This window comes from Brachybacterium sp. GCM10030267 (assembly GCF_042666875.1).
Lineage (GTDB): Bacteria > Actinomycetota > Actinomycetes > Actinomycetales > Dermabacteraceae > Brachybacterium.
In genome coordinates this window covers 139279-155131 of record NZ_JBHTCX010000011.1, presented here as the reverse complement: position 1 = coordinate 155131, position 15853 = coordinate 139279, and the positions used below count along the sequence as shown (strand labels likewise).

13 protein-coding genes are annotated in these 15853 nt (G+C 69.8%); 4 read left to right on the top strand and 9 right to left on the bottom strand.

All coding sequences use genetic code 11. The features are described from left to right. Window positions 1–57: 57 nt before the first annotated feature. The 6 genes from ACFQS2_RS09955 to ACFQS2_RS09930 form a co-directional block, all read right to left on the bottom strand. Window positions 58–1056: a D-ribose ABC transporter substrate-binding protein gene (locus ACFQS2_RS09955; protein ID WP_377793592.1), complete on the bottom strand. Its 999-nt coding sequence runs from the start codon at window positions 1054–1056 to the stop codon at window positions 58–60. 113 nt (window positions 1057–1169) lie between these two features. Next, window positions 1170–2399 (bottom strand): ABC transporter permease, encoded by a 1230-nt coding sequence (locus ACFQS2_RS09950; protein ID WP_377793591.1) that lies wholly within the window; start codon window positions 2397–2399, stop codon window positions 1170–1172. 26 nt (window positions 2400–2425) lie between these two features. Then, window positions 2426–3943 carry a sugar ABC transporter ATP-binding protein gene (locus ACFQS2_RS09945; RefSeq protein WP_377793589.1) on the bottom strand — a complete coding sequence of 506 codons (1518 nt, stop codon included), beginning with the start codon at window positions 3941–3943 and terminating at the stop codon, window positions 2426–2428. After that, window positions 3940–4611, bottom strand: a complete 672-nt coding sequence (locus ACFQS2_RS09940) for a DUF2291 family protein (RefSeq protein ID WP_377020220.1) — start codon at window positions 4609–4611, stop codon at window positions 3940–3942. The genes ACFQS2_RS09945 and ACFQS2_RS09940 overlap by 4 nt, the downstream gene beginning before the upstream one ends. Before the next feature lie 438 nt (window positions 4612–5049). Further along, window positions 5050–6153: a zinc-binding dehydrogenase gene (locus tag ACFQS2_RS09935; RefSeq protein ID WP_377793588.1), complete on the bottom strand. Its 1104-nt coding sequence runs from the start codon at window positions 6151–6153 to the stop codon at window positions 5050–5052. Between the two features lie 272 nt (window positions 6154–6425). Then, window positions 6426–7376: a sugar-binding transcriptional regulator gene (locus tag ACFQS2_RS09930; RefSeq protein ID WP_377793586.1), complete on the bottom strand. Its 951-nt coding sequence runs from the start codon at window positions 7374–7376 to the stop codon at window positions 6426–6428. 299 nt (window positions 7377–7675) lie between these two features. Here ACFQS2_RS09930 and ACFQS2_RS09925 point away from each other — a divergent pair, with 299 nt between their 5' ends. From ACFQS2_RS09925 to ACFQS2_RS09910, 4 genes are all read left to right on the top strand, one after another. Then, window positions 7676–9166 (top strand): FGGY-family carbohydrate kinase, encoded by a 1491-nt coding sequence (locus tag ACFQS2_RS09925; RefSeq protein WP_377793585.1) that lies wholly within the window; start codon window positions 7676–7678, stop codon window positions 9164–9166. 137 nt (window positions 9167–9303) lie between these two features. Next, window positions 9304–9630, top strand: coding sequence for a cupin domain-containing protein (locus ACFQS2_RS09920; RefSeq protein ID WP_377793583.1), 327 nt, complete (start codon window positions 9304–9306; stop codon window positions 9628–9630). Between the two features lie 182 nt (window positions 9631–9812). Beyond that, window positions 9813–10559: a FadR/GntR family transcriptional regulator gene (locus ACFQS2_RS09915; protein WP_377793581.1), complete on the top strand. Its 747-nt coding sequence runs from the start codon at window positions 9813–9815 to the stop codon at window positions 10557–10559. A 69-nt stretch (window positions 10560–10628) separates the two neighbouring features. Then, complete coding sequence (locus ACFQS2_RS09910; protein ID WP_377793580.1) at window positions 10629–11477, top strand: SMP-30/gluconolactonase/LRE family protein; 849 nt, start codon at window positions 10629–10631, stop codon at window positions 11475–11477. 36 nt (window positions 11478–11513) lie between these two features. Here the strand turns inward: ACFQS2_RS09910 and putP are convergent, their stop codons facing one another. From putP to ACFQS2_RS09895, 3 genes are all read right to left on the bottom strand, one after another. Continuing rightward, on the bottom strand, window positions 11514–13073 hold the full coding sequence (putP, locus tag ACFQS2_RS09905; protein ID WP_377793579.1) for a sodium/proline symporter PutP: 1560 nt from the start codon (window positions 13071–13073) through the stop codon (window positions 11514–11516). 419 nt (window positions 13074–13492) lie between these two features. After that, on the bottom strand, window positions 13493–15028 hold the full coding sequence (gene glpK / locus ACFQS2_RS09900; protein WP_377793578.1) for a glycerol kinase GlpK: 1536 nt from the start codon (window positions 15026–15028) through the stop codon (window positions 13493–13495). A 53-nt stretch (window positions 15029–15081) separates the two neighbouring features. Further along, window positions 15082–15801, bottom strand: coding sequence for an MIP/aquaporin family protein (locus ACFQS2_RS09895; protein ID WP_377793577.1), 720 nt, complete (start codon window positions 15799–15801; stop codon window positions 15082–15084). Window positions 15802–15853 lie beyond the last annotated feature (52 nt).

The window sequence follows — 15853 nt, the reverse complement described above, 5'->3', positions numbered from 1 at the left end:
CCCTAGGACGAGCACCGAACATCCGTCAAGCACAAATGTTCCGCCGCACCCTCCTCCTCACTCGGTGTAGGTGAACGGTGCAGTCATCTTGTCGACGTTCTCCTCGGTGATGAGGATGCAGTCCAGCGCCTGCTTCTCCTGCTCCGGCTCGGTGCCGTTGCGCAGCAGATCGTCGGCCATCTCGATGACCTGCTCGGCGAACTGCGCCACGGGCTGGAGCACGGTGTAGGCGAGCTCGCCGTTCTTGATCGCCTCCACGGCGTCCGGCGAGCCGTCGAAGCCGCCCACCACGATGTCTTCGAGGACTCCGGCCTCCTGGAAGGCCGCGATCGCGCCCAACGCCATCTCGTCGTTGCCGGAGATCAGGCCCTTGATATCGGGATTGGCCTGCAGCAGCGACTGCGCCTTGTCGTGCCCCAGGGTCCGGTCCCAGTCCGCGACCTCCTCACCGACCTTCTCCAGGTCGGGGTACTGGCTGATCGTGGTCGTAAAGCCGTTCGAGCGGGTCTGGGCGTTGTTGTCCGAAGGCAGGCCGAACAGCTCGACGTAGGTGCCCTCCTCCCCCATACGTTTGACCCATTCCTGGGCGCCGAGCGCCGCGCCCTGCGCGTTGTTCGAGACCAACTGCGCCTTGGCGACGCCCTCCTCGTTGATCTCGGCGTTGATGAGGAAAACGGGGATGTCGGCCTGGACGACCTTCTTAATGGTGCCGATCGAGCCGTCCGCGTCGGCCGGGTCCATGATCACCGCCACCGACTGGTTCGAGATGGCTGTGTCGACCAGCGTGTTCTCGGTGTTGGTGTCACCTTTGTGGGCACCGACGGTGGTGGTGTAGCCGAGCTCCTCGGCCTTGGCCGCGGCGACATCGCCCTCGGTCTTCCAGTACGGGTTGGAGGGATCGTTGACGATGATCGTGATCAGGCCGCCGTCGGACGAACCGCCGCCGCCAGCACTGCCGCCGTCGGACGAACCGCCGCCGGATCCGGTCGAGCACGCCGCCAGGCCGGCCGCCGCGGCGCCGATGCCGAGTGCGGAGAGGAAATGCCTACGTTCCATGATGTGTTCCTTTCGAGGGGATGCAGCCCGGCCGGGGTGCATCGGGGCTCTTGCAGGGTTCTGGTCCCGGGTCTGTGAGGGCCCGGAGGGGGTCATTCCGGCGGTCGAGCTGGTCAGTGCCGACGGTCTGGTCCCGGGTCCCTACTGCCCGACTTCTCGGCCCGGTCGGGGGCCGGCGTACCGGGCGAGGGGTCGCTGTCGGCCGTGGCGCCGTCGGCCGACGTCGCACCGGCGGCGGGAGCAGGCGTGGGCGTGCCGCTGGGCGGTGTCGTCGTCGGGGTCTGCTTGGCCCTGCGCGGCCTCCCGTACTGCAGGGAGTTCAGCAGTACGGCGACGATGATCACTGCGCCGACGAACACCGTCTGCCAGTACTCGGAGACGCCGACGAGGACGAGCCCGTCGGAGAGGAACCCGATCACGAAGGCGCCCAGCAGGGTGCCACGCACGGTGCCGCGACCGCCGGAGAGAGCGGCGCCACCGATGACGACGCCCGCGATCGCGGTCAGCTCGTAGGTATTGCCGGCGGTGGGGCTGGCACTGGTGAGGGTCGAGGCGAGGATCAGCCCGGCCACGGCGGAGCAGAGCCCGGAGATCACGTACACCCAGATCTTCACCGAGCGCACGGGCACGCCGGAGAGCTGGGAGGCGCGCTCATTTCCGCCGGTGGCGTACAGCCAGCGCCCGAACGTGGTCCGGGCCAGCACCACGGCGAGGACCAGCGCGATCACCGCCATGATCAGGACGCCGGCGGGGATTCCCAGGATGCGGTTGAACCCGAGCCACTCGAAGCCGGAGTTGCCCAGGCCCTCGGTGCCGGAGAGGTCGTTGATGGTGCGGCCGTTGGTCATCAGCAGCGCGAATCCGCGCACCACGTAGAGCATGCCGAGGGTCGCCACGAACGGGGCGACGTGGAACCGTGCCACGAGCAGGCCGTTGACCAGGCCGATCACTCCGCCGAGGGCGACGGAGATCAGCACCGCCACGGGCACGCTCGGGTAGAGCGTCACCCCGAAGATGTCCAGCGGCACGCCGCGCAGCAGGAAGCCGGCGATCACGGCGGTGAACCCGAGGGTGGAGCCGACGGAGAGGTCGATGCCCCCGGTCAGCACCACCAGCAGCATCCCCAGCGACAGCAGCGCGAAGATCGCGACGTGGGAGGCCATGATCAGCAGGTTGTCGACGGTGAGGTAGTTCGGCGAGAGCAGCGAGAAGACGACGATGATCAGCGCGAGGGCCAGGAAGGCCCGTCCCTCGATGAGGAGCTTGGAGAGGTCGAGCTTCTTCGCACCCTCACCTGCGGCGGTGGAGGTCTCTGCGGGGGTGGTCGCTGCGGTGGAGGTCATCGTGCTGTCCGTTCCTGGGTGCGGGATCAAGAGGTGACTACTTCGCCGGAGGCGGCCATGACGTCGGACTTCGCGGCGTCGGGTCCGAATTCGGCGGAGATGCGACCGCGTCGCAGCACCACGATGCGGTGGGCGATGCTGAAGCACTCCTCGACCTCGGAAGTGGAGTAGACGACGCCGAGGCCCTCGCGGGCCCGGTCGGCGAGGAGGCCGAAGACCTCGGCCTTCGCCCCGATGTCGATGCCCCGGCTGGGCTCGTCCAGGAGCATCACGCCGGGTCCGGTCGCCAGCGCCTTGCCGATAACGACCTTCTGCTGGTTGCCGCCGGACAAGGAGCCGATCGGGGTCTGCGGCCCGGGCGCTTTGACGGTGACGTCCCGGATCAGCCCGTCGGCCAGGGCAGTCTCCTTGCGGCGCGAGAGGAAGCCGCGCGTGAGGAACTGCCGGATGCTGGATAGGGTGAGGTTCTGGCCGACGGACATGGTCTGGACCAGCCCATCGCGCTGGCGATCCTCCGGCACCAGCCCGATCCCCATCGCGATGCGTTCGCCGATCGATTCGGGGCCGAGCTGCTGCCCGCGGTAGAGGATCCGGCCACCGGCGATGCGGCCGCGACCCGCGACGGCTTCCAGCACCTCGGTGCGGCCAGCGCCCATGAGCCCGTAGAGGCAGACGATCTCGCCTTCGCGCACCGTCAGCGACAGTTCGTCGACGACGGCACGCTCGGGGTTCTCGGGGTCGCGGACGGTGAGGTCCTGGATCTCCAGCACGGGATCGCCGAACGCGTGGCCTTCCGGTGGGGAGCCCAGGTCGAAGTGTTCGCCGACCATGTGCTGGACGATCCAGGCCAGGTCGATCTCCTCGCGGTCCCCGCGGGCGGTCATGGTGCCGTCCCGCAACACCACGGCATGGTCGGTGACCTGCAGCGCCTCCTCGAGATGGTGGGAGATGTAGACCAGGGAGACGCCGCGGGCCGTGAGCTCCTCGATGATTCCGAAGAGGATCTCGACCTCCTTGGCCGCCAGGGCCGACGTCGGCTCGTCCATGATGAGGATGCGGGCGTCGATGGACAGGGCCCGGGCGATCTCGACTATTTGCTGCTGGCCCACGCGCAGGTCGCCGACCATGGCCGCGGGACTCACATCCAGTCGCAGGTCGGCCAGGAGTGCGGCGGCCTGTCGCGTCTCCTCGGCGTAGTCGACGCCGCCGGCGCGGGTGATCTCCCGGCCGAGGAAGATGTTGTCGCGCACCGAAAGGTTCGGGGCGAGGCTCAGCTCCTGGTGGATGATCGCGATGCCGTGGTCGCGGGCGTCGTTGGTGGTGGCAAAGGTGACCGGCTGCCCGTCGAGGATGATCGATCCCGAGGTGGGCTGCTCCACGCCCGAGAGGATCTTCATCAGCGTCGACTTCCCCGCGCCGTTCTCCCCGAACAGCGTGGTGACCTGGCCGCGGTGGACGCCGAAGTCCACGCCCTTCAGCGCCCGGGTGCCCCCATAGGTCTTGACGATGTCGCGCGCATGAAGAACCACGTCGTCGGTGTTCACTGGACCTCCAGGGAGACGGGGGTGACGAGCCAGCCCTCGGGGTTGATCGCGGTGAAGGCCCCGGTGACAGTGACCGTCTCGCCCGGCAGCGAGGTCGGGTCCACGGGCTCGAGGACCTGCTTCTTCGCCTCATCGTTCAACGCGGCGCCGGCGTCCTGGTACTCGATCTGGTTGGTGAACTGGCCGAAGCCGTAGGAGCCGGTGGCATCGCGCAGGTCGGTGCCGTTGATGGCCGGGCCGGTCTGGATGCGCACGGTGACGTCCTGGGGCATACCCTCGACGTCGACCTCGTAGATGCCGGCCTCGCCCTCGCCGACGGTGCCGGTGAAGGTCGTGGAGTAGACGGTGTTCCCGGCGGCCTCGACCCCGTGCTCGGAGGCCGCGGCGTCTGGGTCCTCGGCGATCGCGGCGGCCAGCTCGGGAGCCTCCACGGCGCGCTCGGTGATCTGCTCCTGGACCTTCGGGAACTCCTCGGCTCCGAACGTGGCCTTGTCGAACTCCTCCGGTCCGGCGGCCTGGGACTCCTCCCCCTGAGGCACCACTTTCGTGCCCAGGACGACGACGAGCAGGGCGATCAGGGTCAGGGTGGCCGCGACCCAGCGGCCGGTGTGCTTCCTCGGCGATGCCGGGCGCCCGGTGCTGGGTGCCGCGGCGGATGCGGTGCTCATGGTGAGCCTTCCTCTGGTAGCTCCGACCGGTGGGTGTCCGGCCGGTGGGTGGTCAGCCGGTGGGGCCCGGCCGGTGGGTGTCCGGCCGCCGGATGACCGGCGGGTGCGTGTGCTGCGACGGGCACCGTGCTCCGCTGGCGCCGTGGAGGGTGGTGTGGCTGGTGCGGTGGAGAGTGGTGCCGTGTTCCGGCTGGTGCATTGCGGGCCGAGCACGGAGCGGATACGCGTCCGTCAGCATCGACGGGGTGCCGGATGTGCGTTCGGCCGGCGATGTGGGCGATCAGGTGGAACGCACCGCCGGATCGGATGGATAGGAGACCGCGGCTGTGCACGGCAGCGTGCACGGGACGGGAACCGCCGGCTCGAGAGACGGGGCCCAGGTGCGGGACGACGAGGGGCGGCGCCGCACCCGGGCTGCGAAGGCCGTCCGCAGACGGCTCAGATACCGGGCAGGATGGAGACCTTGACGGAGGCGCCGGCGGAATCGGCGACCTGGTCCAGGGCGGTCTGGACCTCACCGAGGCCGTACTGGTGGGTGCAGATCTCGTCCATGGGCAGCTCGCCGGATTCGATCATCTTGATCGCGGCGGGCCAGCAGTTCGGGCCGAGGTGAGCCCCGAGGACGTCGAGCTCCTTGTCGTCGGAGATGATCGACCAGTCGACCTTCACGTCCTCCTTGAACACCGAGTACTCGACGTAGGTGCCGAGCTTGCGCAGGAGGTTCAGGCCCTGGCCGACCGCGCTGGGGTGACCGGTGCACTCGATGTACACGTCGGCCCCGTAGCCGCCCGTCAGGCCGCGGATCTCCTCGTAGATGTCCGTCGTGGACGGGTTCAGGGTGAGGTCGGCGCCGCACTTCCTCGCCAGCTCGAGCTTGTGCTCGTCGAAGTCGAGGGCGATGACCGTCTTCGGGTTCTTGTGGGCGGCGCCGATGATGGCGCCGAGCCCGATCGGCCCGCAGCCGGCGACCACGACGACGTCGTCGAAGCTGAGCTGGGCGCGCTCGACGGCGTGCAGCGAGCAGGACAGCGGCTCGGAGAAGGCGGCGTGGTGGGCGGGGATCTCCTTGGAGACCTGGTGGGCGCGGGCCTGCGGCGGGACCAGCATGTACTCGGCCATCGCGCCGTTGAAGTGCTTGAAGCCGAACATGTCGTGCGGACCGCACATCCAGTACCAGCCGCGCTGGCAGTACATGCACTCACCGCACGGCACGATCTGCTCGCAGGCGATGCGGTCACCGAGCTGGACGCCGTGCTGGGCGAGCGCCTCGGTCGAGCCGGAGACGACCTCGCCGACGAGCTCGTGACCGGGCGTGATGCCCGGATCGACCCAGCGATCACGGTTCTCGTCGCCCCAGAACTTGGCGGCCCCGTGGTAGCACTTCAGGTCGCTCGCGCAGACGCCGACGGCCTCGACGCGGATCAGCAGCTCGTCGTCGCCCGGCTCCGGGACCTCGAGCTCCTCGAGGCGGTAGTCCTCCGGGGCGTGCATGACCACGGCCTGCATGGTCCGTGGGATCTCGTGCTGGGGGGTCTCGGTCATCTCGACACATCTCCTTCGATACGTTCCGGGCGCCGTCATGGCGCCTGCCGGATCGGGGTGCGGCTCTGCGGTGTGCCCCGTCTCGGTGTGAGCGTAGGCACCGTCCCGCACATTCGTCAAGCACAAATGTTCCGCCTCGAACCGCGCGGCGCCCGCGGGCATGGGGCGGCGGGCGTGGGGACCTGCCCCACCTGAATAGCCCGGTGACGGTGGTGATGATTCGGAGTCGACGGCGTCTCGGACGCGCGGGGACGCCTCGGGGCCGGCCGCGACTACGCCGGGTCCGCGTCCCCGTAGTCGGCCAGCACCTGCTCTGCGGTGGGGGCGTCGGTGATCAGCGTCGTGAACAGCCCGGCCTTTGCGCCCGCCCGGATCGAGGCGGCCTTGCCGCGGCCCGCGGCCAGCGCGATCGAGGTGGGGATCTGTCGCAGCTGGTCCAGCGTCGGGCGTACCAGCAGATCGGAGCCGGGATAGACGACCGGCTCGCCGTCGGCGTCGAAGAAGTGCAGGCAGATGTCGCCGACGGCGCTGCGCAGCGAGGGATCATCCCGCGGCACCACCGAGGTCAGCGACTCCCGTTCCAGGTACGGGGCTCCGATGCCGGTGACCAGCACGCTGGCACGCGCCCACAGGTCCATGATCTCCACGAAGCTCGGGTCCGCCTGCAGCGACCGCCACAGGCTCCGGCTCGGAAGGGCCGGGGCGAAGATGAATCGCGGCTGCGCCCCGGTGCGGGTGGCGAGGTTCCGCACCGTCTCATTGGTCTGGAACGCGGGATCGGACTCCTGCTGGCCGCCGACGGTGGGGGCGACGACCACCCCGGCGAGCTGGGGCAGCTCCATCCGGCTGACGGCATGGGTGGTCCGGCCCGAGGAGACCAGCAGGACGTCGTCGCGGCGCAGCGCCAGACGGCGCAGCTCCTCCCCCAGCTGGTCACCGAGACCGCGGTAGTCGCGCTGCGCCTGGTCGCCGGGCGCGATCCGCACCCGTTCGACCCCGAGCAGAGCCCGCAGGCGGCTCTCGAGCTCGGTGACGTCCTCCTCGGGGACGTCGAGCACCTCGAAACGCACCATCCCGATCCGGCGCGCCTCGCTGAGCAGCTTGCTCACGGTGGGCCGGGAGACGCCGAGCTTCTCGGCGACCTCGGCCTGGCGAAGATTCTCGACGTAGTAGGCGGACGCGGCGCGGTGCAGGAGCTGCAGATCCATATGGCTCTCGAGCACGTCCACCTCATTCACCGTCATCGCGTTGTCGTCGACCGCTGCGTCGGCGCCTTCGAGCCGCGGACGGGTCGTCCGTGAGCGCTGATCCTATAGAGTCCGACGGCCCCTCACGCAACCGCCGGACCATCGCCCGACGGGCGCAGCGGCGCCACCCCTCCTGGTCGGCGGCGTGGAAGCTCCCCTCGGCGAGGGGTGCACACGGCTCGGTCCCGGCGCCGACAATGGCAGGATGGGCACACCCCGCCGGACCCGGCGAGGGCTGCCGCACACCGAGGTGACGATGAGGAGAGGGCGCGCCGATGGCAGATCGCGCTGAGGCCGTGCTCGGCATCGACGTCGGCACCTCGAGCACCAAGGGCGTGCTGGTGGCCCTCGACGGCACCATCCTGGCGTGCGCGGTACGGGAGCACGCGGTGGATCGGCCCGCTCCCGGCCACGTGGAGATGGACGCGGAGATCTGGTGGGACGAGTTCGTCTCCCTGACCGCCGAGCTCACCGGGACCGCGGACGCCCGGATCACGGCGGTCGGCGTCTCCGGGATGGGCCCGTGCGTCCTGCTGACCGATGACGACGGACACCCGGTGCGACCCGCGATCCTCTACGGGGTCGACACCCGCGCGGAGGCGCAGATCGCCGACCTCACCGCACGGTTCGGCGACCAGGAGATCTTCGGGCGCTGCGGCAGCGTGCTCTCGGCGCAGGCCGCCGGCCCCAAGATCCGCTGGGTCGCCGAGCAGGAGCCGGAGCACTTCGCCCGGGCATCCAGACTCTTCATGCCCGCCTCGTACCTGGCGTTCCGCCTGAGCGGGCGATATGTGCTGGACCATGCCAGCGCCAGCATGGTCACCCCGCTGTACGACACGGGGACGCTGGACTGGCACCGGCCCTGGTCGGATCACGTCGCGCCGGGTCTGGAGCTGCCGCCGCTGCAGTGGGCCGGCGAGGCCGCGGGCACCGTCACCGCAGCTGCCGCGAGCGCGGTGCCCGGCCTGTCGCCCGGGATCCCCGTCATCACCGGCACGGTCGATGCCTGGGCGGAGGCGATCAGCGTCGGCGCCACCGCGCCCGGCGACGTGATGCTGATGTACGGCACCACGACGTTCCTGGTCGCGATCACCGACGAGCCCGCTCCCAGCCGCACCCTATGGGTCACCGCCGGCACCTCCGCGGGGACGTTCACCCTCTCCGGCGGGATGGCCAGCTCGGGCGCGATCACCGCCTGGATGCGGGAGCTGACCGGCGAGGCGGACTTCGCCACGCTGATCGACGAGGCCGCCACCAGCGGCGTCGGCGCGAACGGCCTGCTGATGCTGCCCTACTTCGCCGGGGAGCGATCGCCCATGCACGACCCGTCGGCCCGCGGCGTGATCGCCGGGCTCACGCTGTCGCACACGCGCGGAGACCTCTACCGGGCGGCGCTCGAGGCGGCGGCGTACGGGGTGCGCCATCATCTCGAGGCGCTGCGCGAGGCGGGTGTGGTCATCGAGCGGATGGTCGCCGTCGGCGGCGGGATCCGCAACGAGCTGTGGCCGCAGATCGTCTCCGACGTCACCGGGCTGCCGCAGGAGATCCCGCGGCGCACGGTCGGTGCCTCCTACGGCACGGCGATGCTCGCCGCGCAGCTCGCCCACGGCTCCGACACCAGTGCCTGGAACGGGATCGATCACGTGTGCGTGCCCGATCCTGACGCCGGTGCCCGGTACGACCAGCTGTACCGGATGTACCGCGAGCTCTACCCCGCGACGCGGGACGTCACGCACGCCCTCTCGGAGATCCAGCAGCACGGGTGAGCGCGCGGTGCCGCAGCAGGCCGCGGCAGCCGCCGACCGTCCACCGGCGGCTCGCCTTCTCGGCCGCCGCGTCGGGATCCGTTGTCGACCCGCGCCCCCGGTGCTAGCGTCGAGAGCGCGAGCCGAAGGGGGCTGTCATGAGCATCGAGACCATAGACCTCGCAGACCTGCCGAGCGGCAACTTCGAGGGCCGGGATCACGGCGCCTCCATCTCGATCATCGTCGAACGTGATCTCGGCCGGGGGCTCGGTCCCCGGCTGCACCGCCACCCCTACGACGAGACCTTCGTGGTCCAGGCCGGGTCAGCCGTGTTCACGGTGGCCGATCGCCAGGTGACGGTGTCCGCCGGGCAGCTGCTGGTCGCGCCCGCGAACACCCCGCACCGCTTCGAGTCGCTCGGCGGCTACAGCGGGATCCACATCCACAGCAGCGATCGGTTCATCACCGAGTGGCTGGAGGAGTAGGAGCGCCCTCCCGCGTCCCGTGAGCACCGGCGGGGACGACGCCGTGCGCTGCCGAGCTCCCGCCCGGCCCCCGAGACGAGCGCCCGGGGACCGGGCACCGCGGGCCCCTGGCCGACCGATATCATGGCAGGTCACAGATCCTCGCCGGCCCTCGAGCCGGTGCGCGCGGCGAAGGAGGTCACATGGATCCCGGGGTCCAGGAGTTCCTCGACATGCTCGTGCGGGAGGGCGTCGAGGTCGAGCGCGGTCTCCTCATCCCCAGCGAGCGCCGGCTCGCCGAGCTCAGCGGCATGTCCCGCGCCCGGGTGCGGGAGCAGCTCTCCGGCCTGCAGATGCTGGGCATCCTGCAGAAGGTCCAGGGATCGGGCAATGTGCTGGTCTCCCCCGGCACCCCGGGGGCGGGCTCCGGGAACGGCTTCGAGATGATGCTGCGGGCCGGGCTCGTGACCGTCTCGCACATCAACGAGGCTCGCGAGACGCTCGAAGTGGCGATCGCCCCGAAGATCACCGAGCACGTCACCGACGAGCAGATCCAGGGCCTCGAGGACCAGGTGCGCGCCATGGTCGACGCCTCCTCCTCGCGGGACTTCGCCGGCGGCCTGGCAGCGGACCACACCTTCCACACGTCACTGCTGCGGATCTTCGCCAACCCCATCACGACATATGTCGTCGACGGCATGAACCGGGCCCTGCACGACCTGCTGCTCGAACGTCGTCGCATCGCCATCAGCCGGGAGATCGCGCGCAACCACGGCGACCTCCCCCGGAGCTTCGAGACCGATACCGTCCACTTCGAGATCACCCGTGCCCTGCGCTCGCGGCGGAAGGAGGCGGTCACCGCGGCCATGGAGGAGCACTTCGAGCTGTGGCGGCGCATCTGTCGCGGCTCGGAGCTCCCCGTCGGCCGCGCTGCTGCGCGGGAGAGCTGACGCCCTGCTCACCCTCCCCAGCGGCTACCGTAGGGAGCCACCGCTGCACCGCCGGCATACGGAGGCCCCATGCACGCCGAACGCATCACCGAGTCGATCTGCCACCACGCCGAAGGCCCGTACTGGTCGAACAGCTGGGGCGGACTGCGGTGGGTCGACATGCTCGCCGGCGACGTCATGCACCTGGACGAATCCGGCACCGTTCGCCGCATTCCCACCCCGAGCAACGTCGTGGCCTGCGTGCGCCCGGCAGCCAGCGGCGGCGCCGTGCTCGCCCTGGAGAAGGGCTTCGCCCTCGAGGACGCCGACGGAGCGATCGATCCCCTGCCCCCGCTGTGGGAGGAGGACGTGCGCATGAATGAGGGCGCCGTCGCCCCCGACGGCTCCTTCCTGTGCGGCTCCATGGCCTACGACGCCCGCGAGGGAGCGGCGGCCATGTGGCGCCTGCTGCCCGACGGCACCACCAGCCGGATGCTGACGGGACTGACGATCTCCAACGGCCTGGCCTTCTCGGCCGACGGCAGCTGCGCCTACTACGTCGACACCCCCACCGGGCGGGTCGACCTGTTCGACTGGTCCGACGACGCGGGCCTGACCGGCCGCCGGACCTTCGCGGACCTCACCGGCCAGGACGGCCACCCCGACGGGCTCACGCTCGACGCCGAGGGCAGGGTCTGGGTGGCGATGAACGGTGCCGGCACGGTGCTGGGTCTCGACGAGCACGGCGGCATCGCCGAGCGCGTCACGGTCGATGCCCGCCAGACCACCGCCTGCACCTTCGGCGGTGCGGATCGCGGCACGCTGTACATCACCACCAGCCGGGAGAACGTCCCCGACGGCGAGGACCTCCAGGCGGGCTCGCTCTTCGCGGTCCGGCCCGGGGTGCGCGGCGCCGAGGATCGCCTCTTCGGGCAGTGAGCCGGCGCCGCCGACGGCACCGGGGCACCCGCCCTCTCAGACGGTCGAGGCGGGGCGTCCGGTCTCCCCGTCGGCCGCGTGGGCCGGGATCTCCCCGGTGGTCACCGTCTCGACCGTGTCGTCGAACTCGCGCATGGCCAGCGCCGGCGGCTGCGGGGTCACCAGGCTGACGAGGGTCGCCAGGACCAGGCAGATCAGGAAGCCGGGGATGATCTCGTAGAGGTGCTCGTCGCCGAACAGGCCCCATGCGACATCGGGCGTGAACCAGCCCCAGATGAAGGCGACGGCGGCGCCGGAGACCATGCCGACCGCGGCGCCGGCCATGGTCAGGCGGCGCCAGAACAGGGCCAGCAGCACGATCGGGCCGAAGGCCGCGCCGAACCCGGCCCAGGCGAAGGAGACCAGTTCCAGCACGGAGCTGTCCGGGGCGAGGGCGAGCAGCATCGCGACCACGGAGACGGCGAGCACGCCGATGCGGCCGCCCCACAGCGCGCCCTTGTCCCCGAGCTTCGCGCCGAAACCGCCGACGAGATCCTCGACGAGGGCGGAGCTGGTCACGATCAGCTGCGAGGAGATGGTGGACATGATCGCCGCCAGCACCGCGGCCAGCAGCACACCGGCCACGATCGGGTGGAACAGGATCTGGGAGAGGTCGAGGAAGACGGATTCGCCGTTGGTCTCGTCGGTGAGGACCGCGTCGGCGTTCTGCTGGAAGTAGGCCAGGCCCGCGAGCGCGGTGAACACGGCCCCGATCACGCAGATGATCATCCAGACCATTCCCACGCCCAGCCCGTAGCGGGCGTCGCGGGAGGAGCGCAGCGCCATGAAGCGCACGATGATGTGGGGCTGGCCGAAGTAGCCCAGGCCCCAGGCCAGAGCGGAGATGATGCCGAGGGCGGAGCCGCCGGCGGTCAGGCTGGCGAAGTCGGCGTCGACCTCGCGCACCGACTCGAACATGGCCACCGGCCCGCCGACGGCGAACATGGCGGTGATCGGCACGATCAGCAGCGAGACCAGCATGACCAGCCCCTGGACGACGTCGGTGTAGGTCGCGCCGAGGAACCCGCCGAACAGCGTGTACAGCACCGTCACGCCGCCGACGATGAGCATGCCGGTCACGTACGGGCCGCCGAACATCGACTGGAAGAACACGCCGCCGGCGACCATGCCGGAGGAGACGTAGAAGGTGAAGAAGACCAGGATGATCAGGCCCGCGGCGATCCTCAGGATGTTCGTGCGGTCGTGCAGCCGGTTGCCGAAGAAGCTGGGCACGGTGATCGCGTTGCCGGCGATCTGCGTGTACTGCCGCAGCCTGGGGGCGACGAAGAACCAGTTCAGTCCGGCGCCGATGGTGAGGCCGATGGCGATCCACGCCTCGACCAGCCCGCCCATGTAGAGCGCTCCGGGCAGACCCAGCAGCAGCCAGCCGGACATGTCCGAGGCGCCGGCGGACAGAGCAGCGACGAACGGGTGGAGCTGGCGCCCGCCGAGCATGTAGTCCTCACCGCCGCGGGTCTTGCGGAAGGCGTAGAGGCCGATGCCGATCATCGCGGCGAAGTAGACGGCCAGGGCGACGAGTCTGAAGGCGAGATCCATGAGGAGGCTCCGATCTCAGAGTGGGGTCTCAGGGGAAGCGGGGGTGCGATGGGTGGCGCTGAGCCTACGCGCGGGTAGCCGGATACTCACCCGGATCACGAGCTGGCGCGGCAGTCGTAGCCGGATCGTCACTGGGCACGGGCGCCACCTATCTCACATCCCGTCCCCTCCCGCAAACGGCCGCAGGGCCAGTCCCGGCGCGCACCCACCCCGTGCACGGAACGTCTCGCGTGGAGCACCCCATGCACGGAACACCTCGCGTACCTCATCCCGTGTACGGAACGCCTCGCGTGGAGCACCCCCTCCAGCGGGCCGTTATCCATGTCGGATTCCGGCCCCTGGGAGGGGGTGCTCCACGCGGCGCGCGGTCGCAGCCGTGCAGCCGTGCATTGGCGCGCGGTCACAGCCGCGCAGCGGCGTCAGCCGAACAGCGCCTCGGTGTCGTCGTCGACCCAGTCGAAGGTGCGCTCGATGGCCTTGTTCCACAGGCGCAGGTACCGGTCGCGGGTCTCGGAGTCCATGTCGGGCTCCCAGCGCTTGTCCTCGGCCCAGTTGTCGATGACGTCCTGCTCGCCGTCCCAGAAGCCCACCGCGATGCCGGCGGCGTAGGCGGCGCCGAGCGCGGTGGTCTCGATGACCTTCGGGCGCACGACGGGCACCCCGAGGATGTCGGCCTGGAACTGCATGAGGGTCTCGTTCATGACCATGCCGCCGTCGACCTTGAGCTCGGTGAGGTCGACGCCGGAGTCCGCGTTCATGGCGTCGAGCACCTCGGCGGACTGGAACGCGGTCGACTCCAGCGCGGCGCGGGCGATGTGGTTCTTGTTGATGAACCGGGTCATGCCGACGATGGTGCCGCGGGCGTCGGGCTTCCAGTGCGGGGCGAACAGGCCGGAGAAGGCGGGCACGATGAAGCAGCCGCCGTTGTTGTCGACCTTCTTGGCGAGGTCCTCGATCTCCGGGGCCTCCTTGATGATGCCCAGGTTGTCGCGCACCCACTGCACCAGCGAGCCGGTCACCGCGATGGAGCCCTCCAGGGCATAGACCGGCTTGTTCTCGCCGATCTTGTAGGCCACCGTCGTCAGCAGCCCGTTCTCGCTGCGCACCAGCTCCTCGCCGGTGTTGATCAGCATGAAGTTGCCGGTGCCGTAGGTGTTCTTGGCCTGGCCGATCTCGAAGCAGGCCTGACCGAAGGTGGCCGCCTGCTGGTCGCCGAGGATGCCGGCGATCGGGGTGTCGATGAGCAGGTCGTTCTTGCGGCCGTGACCGTACACCTCGGAGGAGGACTTGATCTCCGGCAGCATGGAGAGCGGGATGCCCATGTCCGCCGCGATGTCCTCGTTCCAGTCGAGGGTGTCGATGTTCATGAGCATCGTGCGGGAGGCGTTGGTGACGTCGGTGACGTGCACGCCGCCGTTGAGGCCTCCGGTGAGGTTCCACAGCACCCAGGCGTCGGTGTTGCCGAACAGCAGGTCGCCGGCCTCGGCGCGCTCGCGGGCTCCGTCGACGTTGTCGAGGATCCACTTGATCTTGGGGCCGGAGAAGTAGGTCGCCAGCGGCAGGCCCACGCGCTCCTTGTACTTGTCGGGACCCTCGTCCCCGGCGAGCTCGTTGCAGATGCGCTGGGTGCGGGTGTCCTGCCAGACGATCGCGTTGTAGACGGGCTCACCGGTGTTCTTGTCCCAGACCACGGCGGTCTCGCGCTGGTTGGTGATGCCGACGGCCGCCAGCTGGTGGCGGTTGATGTCGGCCCCGGTCAGCGCCTGGCCCACGACGGTGCGGGTGTTGCGCCAGATCTCCACCGGGTCGTGCTCGACCCAGCCGGACTTGGGGAAGATCTGCTCATGCTCCTTCTGGCCGGTGGCGACGATCTGGCCGCCGTGGTCGAAGACGATCGCGCGGGTCGAGGTGGTGCCCTGGTCGATCGAGAGGATGTACTGCTGCTGGTCGTTCATCGGGACTCCTTCGTGTGATGAGCGGGTTCTTCTGAAAAGGGTGACGCGGTGGCTCAGAACGCCATGCTGACGACGCCGGCGAGGATGCCGCCGATCAGCGGGCCGACGATCGGGACCCAGGAGTAGGCCCAGTCGCTGCCGCCCTTGTGCGGGATGGGCAGGATGGCATGGGCCAGGCGGGGGCCGAGGTCACGGGCCGGGTTGATGGCGTAGCCGGTGGGACCACCGAGCGAGGCGCCGATGCTGACCACGAGCAGGGCCACGGCCAGCGGGCCGAGTTCGTTCGGGGTGTTGCCGAACATGAGGATGATGAACACCAGCACGAACGTCCCGATGATCTCGGTGACGACGTTCCAGCCGTAGGAGCGGATCTCCGGGCCGGTCGAGAAGGTGCCCAGGATCGTGCCCGGGTCGGTCTCGGCGTCGTAGTGGGTCTTGTAGGCGAGCCAGCAGACGACGGCGCCGAGGAAAGCGCCGATGATTTCGGCGGCGAAGTAGGCGATGGTGTTGGCGACGGTGATCGGGATCCCGTCGGCGTATTCACCGGCGCCGCTGGAGAGCAGTCCGACGGTGACCGCGGGGTTCAGGTGCGCGCCGGTCTTGTAGGCGGTCCAGACACCGGCGAAGACCGCCAGGCCCCAGCCGAAGTTGATCAGCAGCCAGCCGCCGCCGTTGCCCTTGGTCTTGCCCAGGATCACGTTGGCGACGACACCACCGCCCAGCAGGGTGAGCATCGCCGTGCCGGCGATCTCGTAGAGAAAAATGGTTGCCATGGGTCCTCCTCATCGAGCGACCCCGCTGCGGTGCGGGGCCGGTGGCATCCGT

Bases quoted from the DNA above. Each gene is read 5' to 3' on its own strand.
- ACFQS2_RS09915 (WP_377793581.1), top strand. From the start codon at position 9,813: ATGGATCCCGGGGTCCAGGAGTTCCTCGACATGCTCGTGCGGGAGGGC.
- glpK (WP_377793578.1), bottom strand. From the start codon at position 15,028: ATGAACGACCAGCAGCAGTACATCCTCTCGATCGACCAGGGCACCACC.
- ACFQS2_RS09940 (WP_377020220.1), bottom strand. From the start codon at position 4,611: ATGAGCACCGCATCCGCCGCGGCACCCAGCACCGGGCGCCCGGCATCG.
- ACFQS2_RS09935 (WP_377793588.1), bottom strand. From the start codon at position 6,153: ATGACCGAGACCCCCCAGCACGAGATCCCACGGACCATGCAGGCCGTG.
- putP (WP_377793579.1), bottom strand. From the start codon at position 13,073: ATGGATCTCGCCTTCAGACTCGTCGCCCTGGCCGTCTACTTCGCCGCG.
- ACFQS2_RS09920 (WP_377793583.1), top strand. From the start codon at position 9,304: ATGAGCATCGAGACCATAGACCTCGCAGACCTGCCGAGCGGCAACTTC.
- ACFQS2_RS09910 (WP_377793580.1), top strand. From the start codon at position 10,629: ATGCACGCCGAACGCATCACCGAGTCGATCTGCCACCACGCCGAAGGC.
- ACFQS2_RS09925 (WP_377793585.1), top strand. From the start codon at position 7,676: ATGGCAGATCGCGCTGAGGCCGTGCTCGGCATCGACGTCGGCACCTCG.
- ACFQS2_RS09895 (WP_377793577.1), bottom strand. From the start codon at position 15,801: ATGGCAACCATTTTTCTCTACGAGATCGCCGGCACGGCGATGCTCACC.
- ACFQS2_RS09950 (WP_377793591.1), bottom strand. From the start codon at position 2,399: ATGACCTCCACCGCAGCGACCACCCCCGCAGAGACCTCCACCGCCGCA.
- ACFQS2_RS09955 (WP_377793592.1), bottom strand. From the start codon at position 1,056: ATGGAACGTAGGCATTTCCTCTCCGCACTCGGCATCGGCGCCGCGGCG.